Annotated in this window: 18 protein-coding genes; 14 read left to right on the top strand and 4 right to left on the bottom strand. The window is 56.5% G+C overall.

Annotation, left to right across the window (positions count from 1 at the left end):
• The 4 genes from ACXAJT_RS22935 to ACXAJT_RS22920 all read left to right on the top strand — a co-directional run.
• Positions 1-753, top strand: a 753-nt coding sequence (locus ACXAJT_RS22935) for a winged helix-turn-helix domain-containing protein (RefSeq protein ID WP_475239613.1), incomplete at its 5' end; no start/stop codon positions are given.
• Positions 754-1,031: 278 nt separating this feature from the next.
• Positions 1,032-1,826, top strand: a complete 795-nt coding sequence (locus ACXAJT_RS22930) for a hypothetical protein (protein ID WP_475239609.1) — start codon at positions 1,032-1,034, stop codon at positions 1,824-1,826.
• A gap of 18 nt (positions 1,827-1,844) precedes the next feature.
• On the top strand, positions 1,845-2,576 hold the full coding sequence (locus ACXAJT_RS22925; protein ID WP_475239607.1) for a hypothetical protein: 732 nt from the start codon (positions 1,845-1,847) through the stop codon (positions 2,574-2,576).
• A gap of 67 nt (positions 2,577-2,643) precedes the next feature.
• The gene (locus tag ACXAJT_RS22920) at positions 2,644-3,438 is read left to right on the top strand and encodes a 3-deoxy-manno-octulosonate cytidylyltransferase family protein (protein WP_475239604.1); all 795 of its coding nucleotides are present in this window, start codon (positions 2,644-2,646) and stop codon (positions 3,436-3,438) included.
• 87 nt (positions 3,439-3,525) lie between these two features.
• Here ACXAJT_RS22920 and ACXAJT_RS22915 read toward each other — a convergent pair whose 3' ends face one another.
• Positions 3,526-3,759 (bottom strand): hypothetical protein, encoded by a 234-nt coding sequence (locus tag ACXAJT_RS22915; RefSeq protein WP_475239601.1) that lies wholly within the window; start codon positions 3,757-3,759, stop codon positions 3,526-3,528.
• A 92-nt stretch (positions 3,760-3,851) separates the two neighbouring features.
• Positions 3,852-4,082 carry a hypothetical protein gene (locus ACXAJT_RS22910; RefSeq protein ID WP_475239598.1) on the bottom strand — a complete coding sequence of 77 codons (231 nt, stop codon included), beginning with the start codon at positions 4,080-4,082 and terminating at the stop codon, positions 3,852-3,854.
• 123 nt (positions 4,083-4,205) lie between these two features.
• Between ACXAJT_RS22910 and recD2 the strand changes: the two genes are divergently transcribed.
• The 10 genes from recD2 to ACXAJT_RS22860 all read left to right on the top strand — a co-directional run bounded on the left by recD2 (position 4,206) and on the right by ACXAJT_RS22860 (position 12,814).
• On the top strand, positions 4,206-6,077 hold the full coding sequence (gene recD2, locus ACXAJT_RS22905; protein WP_475239595.1) for an SF1B family DNA helicase RecD2: 1,872 nt from the start codon (positions 4,206-4,208) through the stop codon (positions 6,075-6,077).
• Positions 6,078-6,336: 259 nt separating this feature from the next.
• A complete protein-coding gene (locus ACXAJT_RS22900) occupies positions 6,337-6,603 on the top strand; it encodes a hypothetical protein (protein WP_475239587.1) in 267 nt (88 codons plus the stop codon).
• 81 nt (positions 6,604-6,684) lie between these two features.
• Positions 6,685-7,263 carry a hypothetical protein gene (locus ACXAJT_RS22895; RefSeq protein ID WP_475239582.1) on the top strand — a complete coding sequence of 193 codons (579 nt, stop codon included), beginning with the start codon at positions 6,685-6,687 and terminating at the stop codon, positions 7,261-7,263.
• A 114-nt stretch (positions 7,264-7,377) separates the two neighbouring features.
• Positions 7,378-8,220, top strand: a complete 843-nt coding sequence (locus tag ACXAJT_RS22890; protein ID WP_475239579.1) for an ATP-grasp domain-containing protein — start codon at positions 7,378-7,380, stop codon at positions 8,218-8,220.
• Positions 8,221-8,266: 46 nt separating this feature from the next.
• Complete coding sequence (locus ACXAJT_RS22885; protein ID WP_475239576.1) at positions 8,267-8,941, top strand: hypothetical protein; 675 nt, start codon at positions 8,267-8,269, stop codon at positions 8,939-8,941.
• 25 nt (positions 8,942-8,966) lie between these two features.
• Complete coding sequence (locus ACXAJT_RS22880; RefSeq protein ID WP_475239572.1) at positions 8,967-9,653, top strand: hypothetical protein; 687 nt, start codon at positions 8,967-8,969, stop codon at positions 9,651-9,653.
• A gap of 42 nt (positions 9,654-9,695) precedes the next feature.
• Positions 9,696-10,625 carry a thioredoxin-disulfide reductase gene (trxB, locus tag ACXAJT_RS22875; RefSeq protein WP_475239569.1) on the top strand — a complete coding sequence of 310 codons (930 nt, stop codon included), beginning with the start codon at positions 9,696-9,698 and terminating at the stop codon, positions 10,623-10,625.
• Positions 10,626-10,672: 47 nt separating this feature from the next.
• On the top strand, positions 10,673-11,371 hold the full coding sequence (locus ACXAJT_RS22870) for a hypothetical protein (RefSeq protein ID WP_475239566.1): 699 nt from the start codon (positions 10,673-10,675) through the stop codon (positions 11,369-11,371).
• A gap of 9 nt (positions 11,372-11,380) precedes the next feature.
• Complete coding sequence (locus ACXAJT_RS22865; protein ID WP_475239564.1) at positions 11,381-12,109, top strand: hypothetical protein; 729 nt, start codon at positions 11,381-11,383, stop codon at positions 12,107-12,109.
• A gap of 21 nt (positions 12,110-12,130) precedes the next feature.
• Positions 12,131-12,814 (top strand): hypothetical protein, encoded by a 684-nt coding sequence (locus ACXAJT_RS22860; protein WP_475239562.1) that lies wholly within the window; start codon positions 12,131-12,133, stop codon positions 12,812-12,814.
• Between the two features lie 615 nt (positions 12,815-13,429).
• On the opposite strand, the gene ACXAJT_RS22855 is transcribed toward ACXAJT_RS22860, so the two are convergent.
• Positions 13,430-14,683 carry an MFS transporter gene (locus ACXAJT_RS22855; protein ID WP_475239560.1) on the bottom strand — a complete coding sequence of 418 codons (1,254 nt, stop codon included), beginning with the start codon at positions 14,681-14,683 and terminating at the stop codon, positions 13,430-13,432.
• A 53-nt stretch (positions 14,684-14,736) separates the two neighbouring features.
• Positions 14,737-14,889: a hypothetical protein gene (locus ACXAJT_RS22850; RefSeq protein ID WP_475239555.1), complete on the bottom strand. Its 153-nt coding sequence runs from the start codon at positions 14,887-14,889 to the stop codon at positions 14,737-14,739.
• Positions 14,890-15,137: the final 248 nt, after the last annotated feature.

Raw genomic sequence — 15,137 nt, 5'->3', positions numbered from 1 at the left:
TATATGAGGGCCGCACGCTCCAAGGCGCTCGCCCCAAACTGGCCGACTTTTGCTCCGCCACAATGGCCGAATTTTACTCCGCCGTTGACAGACAGCAGCATGATCAGATCGATTTCACAGGCACTTAGCACTGCTCGCCCTGATTGGCGGGTAGACTGTGTGTCTTCCATTCATGAGGCCACAGACGCTGTTGCTAAGGGTGGGTTTCCAGACCTCTTTGTCTGTCATCCGCCTTTTTCCGATGGGGCGATCACGGATTTTTCCGGCGCTTTCAGAATGGCACGCAGCAGGGTAAGGGTCCTGGCCCTTTTAAGCGCAGAGATTTCTTTTGTAGGCGACATGCAAGAGGATTTTCGTATCGTTGGACGCCTTAATCTACCTTTCGATCCTGGCGATCTCCTGGAGGAGGTCATTCATACACTGAAGAACGAAGGTGTGGAGGTTCCCTCGCTGGGGAACGGACCATTGGAGCTCAACAGCGGTCGAGTTTTCACGGTGAAGGGCAGGCCCGGGAGCGTGAAACTTACCTCAACGCAGGCTAAGATCATTGATTGCCTCCTGGGCTCGTTCGGAGACCTCGTGTCGAAGGAGGACCTCTACCGTCACATCCTCAACCGCGAGCCGACGTATGATGATAGATCGCTTGATCAGCACATCTTCAAGTTGCGCAATCTTCTTAAGGGGGAGCCGTTTCGAGGTGATTTTGCTATCGAGACCGTACGCGGGGTGGGGTACCGACTGGTGAACTCCTGATGACCTCTTGAGGTATTCTTAATAAGGTTCTCGCAGATACCTGACGTTAGTATGTCGGGTGCGGGTCTTTGGATAAGCTAAGGTGGGACGTCGAGCAGATATTCAGCGCACCCCTCGGTAGTGAGGAACAGCTGAAATCTTTGCGATCCGTGTTTGATCGCACTTTTAACATACCGGTCGCCGCCGCCCTAGACGCGCTCATTCTAGTTGCCTTCCCCGACATTTCCTCGCGAGATGCGTCGGCCTTGTTTAGTCTCGGACGAAGAGCTGAGCTTTCGATGGCTGACAACGAGTTTCACTCCCCACAACATGCCTTTTTGGTGGCCTTGGTCTCGGCACTCTTGGCCAAGAATATCCCTCGCTTCCGTGAATGCCCGCGTCTTTGCCTTTTGTCGGCAATGGCTGGGCTTGGCCATGATCATGACCACCCTGGCAAGGCAGCTAGTCAGTTCTCTGACCTCGAAATAGAGGCGAGGTCAGGCGATATTACATCGACGATCATGAGCAAGTGCGGGCTCCCTAGTCACGAATGTGAATTCGTATTTCATATTATTCTATCGAGTTTTCCTGGGCTTCGTGTCCCACTCATGCGTTTGGTGGACGACCTGGAACTTGGCGCGGGGCAGCGAACGCAGGGCGTTGTCTACCCCAGACAGCTACCACAGTCCTTTCAGAACGAGCCGAACATGGTCTATGGCGGTGCTGTTCTATCAGACGCCGACCTTTTCTATTCAATCGCCGTGGACATAGAAACGACACTGGAACTGACCCGGCGACTATTGGTGGAAAATGGTTTCGATGGCGATAGAGCGCATGTCGATAGGGCAGCTGCGACTTTCATTGAGAAGGTATCGGGCCGAAACTTTGCAACAGCGCCTGGGGCAAAGTTTCTGAGGAGCCTTTTCGCGATCGAGGAAGGTGTACGGAGCCGGGCAGGAGGCAGCAGCCTGAAACCATCAGATGATCTGAAAAGCTATACCAGCCAGGGGTATCGCATACTCAGTGAGGCTAGTGGACCAAGGATGTTGGTCGGGCGCTCGGGGATGATTTTCCCACTTCAGAGGACACACTAGAAGAAAGAAGATATAGACGTGAAATTTGCCAAGAAGGTCTTTGCTTGTACCTTGGGTCTCCTGCCTATGGCAGCAGAAGCTCAGATCATGAACTATGAAAAGGGCAGCGGAGAAGTGCGGTCCCTAAGCGGTGCCGACTACCAGACAGATCGAGAACTTTATTTGGACGGGGATCTCTCTAACCTTCCAAGCGACCTGTCTCATACCAAGTGGGCCCGAGATCTTCTGCCTTTCTTCAAATCCATGGACGCCGATGGGGATAGCGTCCTAAGCGAATACGACCTTCGAGACATTGAGCTGGCCGAGGCTAAGACCTGGGGGAGACGCGAGCTTGAGGAGGTTTTCAGTTTCTGGCGACCGGACGTTGAAAGCCACCTTGCGAGGGTTGAGTCGACAATGTCGGACCGTGCCGGAGATGACTACTACCTTTCTGTCGCAGCCAAAGACGTACAGAGCGGACTGGAAACAACTTTAGACAAGCTAGGGTTTCTCAATCGAGACATGGGCGCGGTCTATGTGTCGGCCACTGCCGGTGAGGACGTCCGCAAGATTAAGGAAGGTCTGGTGACAGATAAGGGGCGAAAATGGGTGGAGCTGAGGGTGCCCTTCCAGCTTTCTGTCGCACGGGAGGAGGCTGTCGAGACCTATCATATGTACGCTCATCTCATTGCGATGAGGGCTTTCCCGCGGTTTGAGGGCGACGACCGCTACGCCCTGTGGCAAATCAGTGTGTCGTGGGACGAGGAGTGACCGCGGCTTAATTTGAAAGAAATCAGGGGCGCGTATGGATGGGCCGTTTACCAACGGAAAGATAACCATGCCAAAGACGATGATCGTCATACCGGCGCGCTATGCGTCAACTCGCTTCCCGGGCAAGCCGCTCGCTCCCATCAAAGGGGTCGGTGGGCAGTCGAAGCCTCTAGTTCAGCGCACTTGGGAGGCTGCCATGAAGGTGGAAGGTGTCGACCGCGTCGTTGTCGCTACCGACGATGCCCGTATCGCTCGGGAGTGCGCGCTTTTCGGGGCCGAGGTGATCATGACGCCCGAGAGTTGCGGAAACGGCACCGAGCGCTGTGCCTGGGTGGCCTCCCAGTGTCCTGAGTACGATCTCTTCGTGAATTTCCAGGGAGACGCCCCGCTGACGCCTCCTGGCTTCTGTAAGGCGCTCATCGATGCGTTCGAAGATGACGCAGTCCAAGTGGCCACGCCGGCACTTCGTTGCACAGGCGACGCCCTCTATCGGCTGCAGAACGATCGGAAGAATGGCCGGGTGGGTGGCACCACGGTCGTCTTCAATAATTCTGCAGACGCACTCTATTTCTCGAAGGAAGTCGTTCCTCACACGTCTGACGAGCCCTCAGAGTTTGTTGAGTTCCCGGTTTTCCACCATGTCGGGCTCTACGGGTACCGCCGAGCCGCACTGGAGAGCTACCTCACCATGAAAAAGGGCCCGCTTGAGAAGTTCGAAGGCCTCGAGCAGCTGCGGTTCCTCGAAAACGGTGGGACCATCCGTTGCGTCGAGGTCGAAGAAAGAGGCGACTTCTGGGAGCTCAACAACCCTTCGGATACAGAGATCATCGAACAGGTTCTCGCTGAGCAAGGCGTCGAATGAGATGGAAGACTGGCTCTTCGGCATCGCTTGATATCGTCCGAGCAGATAGCAGAAGGGGCCCTGCAAATAGGGCCCCTTCTGCACGCTTTAGCGCGGCGAAAATGACTGTGGTGGCGCAGGATCATCCACTTGCTCAACGAGGTCACCCGGCTCGATGGTGTCATCCATCCACGCCCAGCCTCCATTTGAATAGAGCCCTACATACCACTTGGTACCATCCCCGGGGACCGTTCGATCAAGCTGCACGAGGTCACCCTCGTAATCCTTGAACACCATACCAGCTTGTAGCTCGTTCCTTCGTTCGTACCAATCTTCTGCCATACTATTCTCGCTTGATTTGTCTGCCGTGGACGTGGTGAGAGGCGTGCAACAAAGAGCGGTATTCGCGGCGCCTGGCGACACCTCAGGCGAACTCAGACCTTGAACTTCTTCGTCGTCACATAGGGGCCGTCTGGTCTCTTAAGTGCAACAAAGTGCATGGGACCAATTCTGATTGCCACCGATGTGTTGAAGACTTCTAGCGTTGGCCGATACCACCGGAGCGGCGTCATCGAGATTGTCAGGTCACGCTTCCTCTGTTCCGAGGCCCAGGGCGGCAAAAGAGAGAGCGCCGAAACAGCAAGAAGGATGAGTGCAAGCGTCATTCGTGGGCTTCCTTGTCCTGTTGGAGACGGAGTACGGCGCTTTGAGCTGACTTTTTAGAGCCTTCCGGTTGAGCCATCGACATTGTGGCGAAAGTCACGCCGAACGCGGTAAGTGCATGCGCGATGGCAAATACGAGCGGTGCTCCGAAGACAATCATTCCGCCGGATGAAGTTAAGGCCACTGCGCTCGCGATCGTGAGCCTCCGGTTCAGCGAGAAGCTGCAGGAAGACCCCTGGGACATTGCGAAATCCGTTCGCGGCGTTGGCTTCAAGACCATGGACAACATCGCTGAAAGCTTGGGCGCAGACATGGAGTCTGAAAAGCGCTACGAGGCGTTGCTCGATCACATCATGATGGTTGAACTGTCCAACGAAGGGCATACCCAGGTCAAAGAAAACTACATTTTGAGCAAGGCTCGCTATCTTGGTTTCAACGATCGCAGCAAAGTGCAGCAAGCGATCGACGCGGCTCTCGAAAAGGAATTCGGCCTCCTTGCTCGCGATCCCCGGACAGAGCGCATTGCGCATTCGGTTTTGGCTTACGACGAAGGGCAAATTCGTAGCAACGTCGAGCGCTTGATGGCGAACACGCGGGTGCGCGATGTGGATGAGGCGGTCTATCTCGATCGGATTTCGAAGGCCGAAGAAGAGCTGGGGATCACGCTGGACACCTCGCAGCGAGAGGCGGCCCTGTGCAGCCTTCAACACCCAGTCTCTGTAATCACGGGTGGTCCCGGCACTGGTAAGTCCACAACGCAGGCCGTGATCCTTGAGGCTCTGAAAATGGATGCAGAGGAGAGCGTGGCGCTGACCGCACCCACGGGGCGAGCCGCCAAACGGCTTGGTGAGGCCACCGGGGGAGAAGGCATGACGATCCACCGCCTCCTTGCGTTCGACCCCATTGAGGGAGGGTTTGTGCATGACCGCGTGAACCCCCTTGAGGAGAGTACGCTCATCGCAGATGAGTTCTCCATGGTTGACACCAACCTCTGCAGGTCCCTCATGGATGCTGTCAAAGACGGTGGGCGTCTAATCATCGTTGGCGACGACAATCAGCTCCCGAGTGTCGGCCAGGGCCAGGTTTTGGCCGACCTTATTGCGAGCGAGGTCATTCCAACGTCGAGGCTTGAGGTCGTGCACCGTCAGGCAGAAAAAAGCGGCATCATCACTGCGGCGCACGCGATCCTCGCGGGCGAAATGCCGGAATTCAATGACCGAGATACCTTCTTCTGGGATGCAGAGAAGCCCGATGACATCTACGAGCGGATCATCGATCTCTACAAGAGGCTTCCCGAGCATGGCATCGAGGATCCGAATGATGTGATGGTTCTGTCTCCCCAGCGGAAAGGGGATGTGGGATCGACTAGGCTCAACGAGATCATCAAGGAATATCTCAACCCGGCTCAACCAGAGGACATCAAGCACACGCTGGTCACCAGCCGCCATACGTGGAGCGTCGGTGACCGCGTCATGCAGCTGCGGAACTGCTACGAGAAGGGAGTTTTCAACGGCGAGATCGGTGAGATCGCTGCAGTGGAGCCCGGTGCCAAGTCAGCAAACCGGATTTGGATCAAGTATCCGGATCGGGATACACTGACCGAGTACAAGGACGACTCCTTCTCGGAACTGTCTCATGCGTGGGCGTCGACCATTCACAAGGTTCAGGGGTCTGAAGCGCCGGTAGCGATGCTGCTGACCACGCAGGATCATTCGTTTATGCTCGAGCGCTGTCTTGTCTATACCGGTGAGACCCGCCCCAAGGGGGAGGTCCATTTCATCGGGCAAAAGAGTGCTCTCAAGCTGGCGATCCGCAAGACGAAGTCCAACCTGCGCAAAACCGGGTTGATGGCCGGTCTGCGAGCCGATTTCGGCCTTGAGCCAAAGGAGGAGCCCAAGCCGAAGCCGGTGATGTCCACACCTCCGAAGCGTCCGCGGCTGAGCATGAAGTCGAGGCCGTCGGTAAGTTCCCCCGCAATGGGGATGGGCGCCCACTAACTGCTCTAAACATTTTTCAGAGTCTTTGGCCCGTGGTGTCCCAGAAGGACGCCGCGGGCAGTTCATTCAGGGGATGGGGTGCTGTGTTGCTAAAACTCTTACTCCCTTGCGAGTTTGTAGCAATCTAGAAAATTGTAGAATAGCGGCAAAGAATAGTTGCATCTATCCTATCTGTTCGATAGACGAGCAGTAGAGCGGTCGGCGGCCCAGAAGGATAGGCCGACTTCATGGCAAACAAATAACTGATGGAAACTCAGACATGAAAACTGTTTCTGCGCGTGGCCTTATCACCAACTTCCGTGGCGACCCGGTCCCGATCGATGAAATCCAGCACGCCGAGATCTACGAGATCACCACTGGCCCCACCACCCAGACGTCCAATGACTATCAGGAGGCCGTCGAAATGGTTGCTCAGATCGTCCATGAGGAAGGTGCGAAGATGTCGGATGACACGCCGCGGGCGATGAGCAACGACGTCGAAGAAAAGATCAAGGAGATGGAAGCCGCGCCGGCCATGGCGATGTAAGCCTTCTGTCAAAAGACAAAAAGGGCCGCTACGGACAAACCGGCGGCCCTTTTATATTGAGCGAACCTGAAAGGAACGAGAATGTCGCCCCCGCCCGAAACCAACCTTGCCCACACGACCAATTGGGTTTCTCGCTTCGTGCCAGCCCGGTCGGTGTCAAACGTCGCTCTTGCCACGCTTGCAGAGCTTGGCGAGTTGGCAGAAGAGGTGAATATCCAGACCGGGTACTGCCCGAAAGAGCCCGATGTGGACGGTGTGGTCGGTGAGGTCGCCGATGTTCTAATCTGCATGGCCGATCTCGTCTGGACGGCGTTTCCAGCCTCTGAGGACAGAACGTATGCAGAGATGCGAGCTTTCGACCTTTCTGGGTTTGCAGACATCAACCCTGCGTCGTGGCAAGAGGCGGAGCATGCCGTTGCTTCGGCCGCGCTCTTTGTCTCGAAGCTGCCTATCGACGTCCAAAATGGGTCCTTTGACGACTCTTTTGACGTTCTGACAGGCTTTTCGACGACGCTAGAGGAGGTCGTAAATGGACTGCTCGCGACCGCCAAGGCTGATGAGCCCTCGCTGCAGCTTGGACAATTTCAGACTATCCTGACAGGGAAGACCGCAAAGTGGGCGATGAAGTTCAAGGATACGCGGCCGGTTCCGTCGCTCTGATCTCCAGCTATTCGACATGGGAAGTCGCGATCGGTGTTCTGCCGGCGCGGCTTTTTCTTTGAATTCTCGGTAAGATGTTGCTATCTATCCATTAAATTTCAGAAAGTCTACGTCATGCATATCGTTTATCAGGATGCGATCGTTCGGGGGCACCCGGTCGAGAACCTTTGCGCGGAGAGGGGCTGGCAGTCCCACAAACTCGATCCCATGCATTTTCAGGATTCCACCCAAGAGATCGAGAGGACCTTGTTCAAGAGTGTCCTTGGCAAGGGCGAACCCGTCGTGTGCCTGACCGCGATCAGACTGGCCATGCAGGCGCCGCATCTGAAGCTGCAGACTCTCGAGAGAGGCATCATCGCTTCGAAGTGGAAGCTGACGTGGAGCAACTACGCTGCGGTCCTTCCAAATGACGTGTTGCTGAACCCCTTCGGCATTCTCTTTCCTTGGCAGCATCTGAAGACCGAGGATGCGATCTCTTGCCTGCGCGGGTCCTTCGGGGACAGCGGGGTCTTCATTCGGCCGAACAGCCCGTGGAAGCCCTTCGCCGGGTTCCCTACAACGTGGGAAGGGTACGAGTACAACATCAACAGCTATGAAAGCCTGGAGTCCATCGAGCCTGGCGAAATCTGCGTGGTCTTCCCGATCAAAGAGATCTCGAACATCGAATGGCGCTTCTGGGTCGTCGCCGGAAAGGTGGTGACCTGGGCGCCCTATAGCTGGAGGGATATGGAACCCAGCGCCCAGCGCATGCCTCAGGGAATGCTCGAGCAGGTCGAAAAGGTTGTCCGCAATCTTGAAGGTTATGAGGATAGCCTCGTGATCGATATGGTGGAGACCGACGACGGCATCAAGCTGGTGGAGCTCAACGGTCTCTCAACCGCGGGGTTCTACGAGGGCATGGATGTCTCCGCGCTCTTTGATGCGCTGCCAACAATGTTCGGACACCCTGCGCTTTGAAAATGCGTCCGCTTCCCCAAGTAACAGGCAGCCGGAGGACACCATCATGAAAGTCTCCAAAGTCTCTGAATTTGACTTCGATACAGACGAGCTCACCTACACCGCGAAGGACAAGGTGACCGGGCAATATGTCAGTTTCGGCTTCGGTGAGAATGGCCAGTTGGTCACGGCCTATAGTGCTGACGCGATCATCCTGTCGGAAGATACGCTCGCGATGGTCGGAGAAGATGAATATGACTGGCAGGTGCGTCACAAAGACCCTCGGCTAAATGGCGCGACCTTCGCGATCAAAGATAGGCAACACCGGCTCTATGATCCTCTTAACGATACCTTTGGGATGTACGGCGTCTTCCCGGGACGCTGCCTTCTCACAGGTGAAGGTCTGCAGCAGGTCTACTCGACCCGGGATGAACTCAAGCGTTGCATGGACAAGGGAACGGCCAAAGCAGAGCTGTTCTCGACCCTGATCGGAGAGGTGATCCTTGAAAATGATGGGGGAGAAGCCGTGACGAATATCTCAGAGGCTGAGACAGCAACCCTGCGGATCGCCGTTCGATATGAGGAGGAGGGGCTTCCAGACGAGGTGGTCTCTGAAACTACGGGCATTCCGGTCGACGACCTTTCTCAGGTCATGCGCGAGGCAGCAAAACCCTTCCCTGAGTACGTCTGCAAATTTCAGGAAGTTGCGCCTGAGCCGATGCCTGTGCCGGGTATTGGATAAGATTTCAAGAAGAGGAAGCAGAGAAGTGGATATCGAACCAATTGACCAGTCCAAGAACTCGGGGATGGTGGCGCCGAGGAGCTCGAGCGGCAAGTTTGTCTACGTGGGCGAGCCGGGTGCGCAAGTGCCGACGGCATGGCGCGATGAGCCGCAACTGATTAAGGCCCATCGGGCGGGCGGCTACGACACATCCAAGGGCGACTTCTTCTTTGCTCAACACCACGAAGACCCGCGCGAGAACGGGCCAACTTACGTGGCCATGAACGGGCTCGGCCTGGTCTTCAATCCGGCCACCAAAAAATGGCAGGAAGGATATTCGCCTGACGCTCTCTTTTCATCTGAGGGCGCTGCGAGGGCGGCAATTGAGCAGCTGCCAGACAAGAATATCGTCGAGGAGGCTACGGAGCAGGATCCGGACGAGGTCGACATCAGTCAGTTTTCCAAGCTCTCCATGCAGATCGATTTCTTCACGGCAGATGGCGACTTCTGTGACATGTCAGAGGCCAAATACTATGCACTGGCCGTCTACGTGGAATATCCTGATTTTGGTCTTCCGCTGCAGATCCTCCATGAGGAGTCAAATCGCACTATGGACAAGTGGCCGGCCGCCGTTCGGTTCGTGGCGGAGACCTATCCGGGCGTGAAACGGGTGAAGAGCCCGTACCAGCGCACACAGGAGGCTAACGCAGCGCCCGCGCAAGCGTCCCCTTAACTATCGATCGGTAGGTCTCCTGAGAACATTTTTGGAGATCACATGACCGATACCAACAAGAAGACCCGCGTCCTGATCATTGGATCGGGGCCCGCTGGTTACACCGCTGCCGTCTACGCTGGCCGAGCCATGCTGGAGCCTGTCCTGGTCGAAGGGGATCATCCCGGCGGGCAACTGACGACCACCACCGACGTCGAGAACTGGCCAGGGCTGCTCACAGCTCAGGGGCCTGAGATGATGGAAGACATGAGAGCACACGCAGAAGCCATGGGAACCGAGATCATCACGGATCGCATCGAAAGCCTCGAGCTTGGTGAGCGTCCATTCCAAGCGCTGGGCGCCAGCGGCAGTGTCTACGAAGCGGATGCAATCATCCTTGCCACGGGAACCCGCGCGCGCTGGCTGGGGCTGCCGAGCGAAGAAAGGCTGAAGGGATACGGTGTCTCGGCCTGTGCAACCTGCGACGGCTTCTTTTTCAGAGATCAGGACGTCGTCGTCGTTGGCGGTGGCAATACCGCGGTCGAAGAGGCGCTCTACATGTCGAGCATCGCGTCGAAGGTGACCCTCGTGAACCGTGGGGACGCCCTGAAAGCGGAAAAGGTTCTGCAGGAGCGCCTGTTCAAAACGCCAGAGATCGAAGTCATCTGGAACCACGAGACCGATGAGATCGTGGGGGAGGGCGCCGTCGAAGGTGTAAGGCTCCGAAGCTCGAGGACAGGTGAAGTCTCCGAAATTGCAGCAAGCGCTGTGTTCATCGCGATCGGGCACCTGCCGGCGAGCGAGCTTGTCTCTGAAGATGTAGAGACCCATCACGGTGGCTATGTCGTCACAAAGCCCGGCAGCACGGCGACGTCCGTCCCGGGTCTATTTGCGGCCGGAGACGTGACCGATCACCAATATCGGCAGGCGATCACATCGGCTGGCATGGGCTGCATGGCCGCGCTCGAGGCGGAGCGTTACCTCGCCGGGTGACTTGCGTCACCCACCACATTTTAATGACGAAACTGAAGGAGAATTCCATGCTGGAACCAGCGAAGCGCCCGAGCGGCCAGAAGGATCAGAACTACGTCGTGAGGGACGAAAATGGGCACTACTACAAGGTGTCTCCTGGGAATGATGAGGAGACTCTGAATATTCAAAGGACCGTGGGCAATGAACCTGTGCTGCACGACTACTCGGAGGTCCACAAGCTAGGCGGCCATGCCACGTTCTCCTACGGTCGCTTCTTCTCGGATAAGCGGCTGAATGGCCCGACGTTCATTTGGGAAGATGGCGACGGAATGTTCTACAACCCGGCGGGTGATTGTTTTGTTCCTGAGATCGATGAGACCTGCATTATGACGCAGGATGAGGCAACCGATGCGCTGGGCAGTCGTTTCGCCAACGACGCGTCCGCCCAGATGCACCAGTTCTCAAAGCTGCAGCTCGACATCTTTCCTATGAAGGATGATCCGGATGCCGACGGCGAGTTGCTTCCGGTCACGTCGATGGAGGAGGCAACGAAGTTCAACGTGTCGGTGCGGGTGGACTACATGCCTGGCCACTGGACCCGTGCAGGCGAGAGCGATGTTCTCGAAACGACTGAAGGTCTCGAGCTGGCCTATGCGGACATGTTCACCAAGTCCGTGAAAAACTCCTATCCGGGGGCGAACGCGGCTGTGGTCTTGGAGCCGGTCGCTGAGGTCGACGACGAGCCCAGCGGCCCTAGGTTCGGGTGAGGTCTTCGGATGATTGAGTCGGGTGTATTCTATGTTCCCCGTGACGGTGACGGCAATTTCGTGAGAATGAGAGTGGAAATCGGCTTTGGGGTCGTCATTGAATCGGCAACGATGCCGGACATTCACACAATGCGAGAGGCCCATCTCGTGAAAGCGTTAGCGTATGAGTACGGAACAAACTATGGGCTCTCATGGAGCCAGTTTCATGAGCACCCAATGCTCAATGGAGATACTTACGTATTCAAGGGTCCAGGCGGCTACTACGACACGGACAGAATGGGCTTCTTCCCTGAAGTTCGGGCATCGTCCCTTTTCAATGAGTGGGACCTGGCGGAACATGCGCGAGGTATTTCGCCGGGGTGGCAGCGCTTGATACCAGCCTTGCAGAAAGTCGTCTCAGAGCAAGTCGATGGATGCCATATTTCCAAAGTCTCGAGGTCCGTTACGGATCACTTCGAGCCGTGTCTACACACCACACTCGAGGTCAATGTTTTCTCGCCTGGTACCGAAGATCCGGTCGAGAGAGACCAGTTCGAAGCAGGAGGCCAAGTTGATGTCGTTGTGGGCGCGCGCATACATCACGAGGTTCGCCAAGGCAAGCTGAAGGAAATTCGGAGGTATAGTCCTTACCTTCCCGAGGAAACTGAAAACATCCAGGACGTAGTAGCGCGCTCATATCCAGGCGCCAAGTGGGTCATAGACCTGCCGAGCTGTGCCCCCCAGATTGCACCCAAGTAACACTCAGAAGGGCCTTGGACCATGAGGGGCTATACTTATTGTTGGGCGCCGCGGGGCTCTGATGGGAACTTCCTGAAAATTGAGTTCGATGGGTCAGGAGTGGATGTCAGCGCCGCCGAGGTTCCAGACCTCTGGACCGATCGGGAGCGGTTCATGCTCAACAGCATCCTCGAACTGAAGGGAAAGGCGTTGGATGTCACCTGGGGAAAGCACTACGAGGACATCCGTCTTAACGGGCCGACCTACGTCTTAGTGGGGCAGGAGGGCGGCTACTACTCGGTGAAGCGCGATTGTGAGCGCACGTATCCGACAGCGGAGTGCTGGTTCACCAAACAAGAAGCGGAAACTCTACTAGACGGAAAGCGAGTTCCCCGCCAAAGCATGATGGGTCACCTCGGAGCCGGCATGCCAGGATACTATCGGATGGAGGAGTTCTCGAACCTCGTGATCGATGTCATCCACCGCAAGCCAGATCTGGAAGATCCTGAAAATCTTATCGAGTCTGATGGCGCACATGACGCTACCTGCTTCGACGCGACCGTGAAGATCACATACCCGCTCACTCTTCGAGAGCACACGATGATCGAGGAGATCGACGACCGTGACCCCGCAACGCTCGATGACGTCATTGCATATCTGCAGGAAAGCTATCCGGCGACCGAACCAGACGTAGACACCGGCATGGACTACGTTCCCGGGCCCTGAGGGCGTCGCGGTCATCCGGCCGATGGCTGACAATGGCGGTAAGATCGAGGCCCATACCTGATGTGGCCGCCAATCTGTCTCGCAATGCACCTCTTCGCGCGCTATATTCTCTTTGAGATCAGAAAGGAGGCCGAAGATTGAAATGCTTCAAGGGCTGCTAACGTTCGATGTGGTCGTCCCGCTCCTCCTTCTTACCTTGGGTTACGGAGCGCTGCTCTGGGTTCGGCACGTAGGCCGCAAGCTGGATAGAAAGCACAGAAAGACGTAACGAAGACAAAGCGGGGCTCAGGCCCAGCTACTTTGTAGTAAATTGTGCTCGGATGACCGAAGCGGGCTCGAAGCGAAATGACGGCTTCGAGCCCGGCCTTGCACCTACCAAGTCGCGAGTTGCTGGATGCGCATAGGGCTGATGCCTGCCCTAACGCGACCGTCGTCTCGAGTCGCCCAACCCGGTGAACCGGCCCTTCATCCCAAAGTTGTTGGACCACCGCTATGCGGGGCTTTGCCGCCTTTGGTCGTGGGTCATATGTGTTCCGCTTTGGTGAAAGGGGAAATAGACGACCAGCTGCACCGCATGAGCAGAATTGCCCGCGAAACGTTCCCTCCATAATGGCTTCAATCCGAATTGCCGTTTTCGGACTGATCCGCTGACCATGCTCCTGCTGCCTCTGCAGCGACTTGCGATCCCGTCGGCACAACACTCAGGTAACTGTCGGTCTCGGCCGGCGACCGCACCGCTCTTTGGGTCATCCGGTACAAGGCAAAAACTGCAATCGCTAGAAAGATTGCCGCCAAGGTGATCCAAAACATGTAGGAGCCAAACACCTGCATCACAAAACCCGTTGCCAGCGGGCCAAAGATTGCGCCAAACCCGAACGTAAGGGCCAAAGCGCCGGAGGCAGCAGGCATGTCCTCGCGCGACATGGCGTCGTTGGCATAGGCCAAGAGTAAGGCATATAGCGGCATCGTTACACCGCCCGTCAAGAACGCGATACAAAACAATAGCCCTAGATCGTCGCCGACGCTCCAACCCAGCAGGGAAAAACCCGTGCCGCATGCGGATGTGGCGAAGATGACACGCCGTCGATCCACCCGGTCCGAAATCCAACCGATGGGGCCCTGGAACAGAAGTGGGCCAATAAACAGCATCGCCATGAAGAGGGAGACTTGTTGGGCTTGCAGGCCGATCTGCGCTGCAAAAACGGGCCCCATGCCCGTCTGAGTCGCAAAGAGGGTGCCCAGAAAAAAGACGCCAACCGTGCCAAGGGGCGCTGCACGGACCAGATCCAGAAGCGCCATCGAGCGGGACATCTCAACGACTGGGGTTGGCGAGACGGACAGAAGGATTGGGCCAAAGGAGATTGAAATAAGTATCGAGGCGACGATGAACAGCGATGCCGTGCCTGCGTCACCAAGCGTCAGCACCCCCTGTGCGCTGATCATGCCAAGCGTTTGGACAATCATATAGATCGACAATATAGTCCCCCGGTTCTCGTTGGTGGCTTCTGCGTTGAGCCAGCTTTCGGCCGTCACATACACACCCGCCATACAGAACCCGATGGCGACGCGCATTGCTGTCCAAGCTATGGGGTCTACCAAAAGGGGCAACGCGATCAGGCCTGCTGACAGGAAACTGCCCACAGCAGCGAAGACGCGGACATGGCCGACCCTTTGGATCATCTTCGGCGCGGTGCGCGCACCCACCAGAAACCCACCGAAATAGGCCGAAGTGACGATAGCAAGCGCACTTGCAGAAAAACTCTCAAGGTCGCCGCGCAAGCCGACCAGGGTAAATTGCATGCCATTGCCGAGCATGATGAAGAAGATCCCCACCAGAAGGGGCAATATGGTCAACACCGTCTGTTTCATCTAGAGGCCCGTTGTCGTTAGATTGCATTACGGTTTCACTATTAGGCCTGCGTTCAGAAATGTTCACCCATGAAATGCCTGAAGGACATTGGACACGCGCGATAGAAGACATCAATGCGCCGCGCAGCACAAAGCACATTGGGCTCGTAGGGGCCGATCGCTGTGCTCAACCCGAACGGCAGGAAGCCCGCATAGCCGTCATCCATCCTCTCATCTCCCGTAGAAATTTCCGGGAGCTGTCGGTCGGCATGGTGTCGGGCCAACAAGGAGATGAGCCACAGGGGGCAGCATTTACTGCAAGAGGCTGGGGCTCAGGCCCCGCTTCTTTGTTTCTGGAGTCTCTCACTAGATCGACGATCCCATGCGACGAGCGCTGCGCTCTGCGGTAGGAAGTCTCGAGTAAGCTCGTTCCCGGCCTCTGAGGGCTAGTCGTTCGTCTTCACGTCGATGAGGT

Source organism: Salipiger sp. ABF4_146 (assembly GCF_056161345.1).
This window is presented reverse-complemented; position numbering and strand designations above follow the sequence as displayed.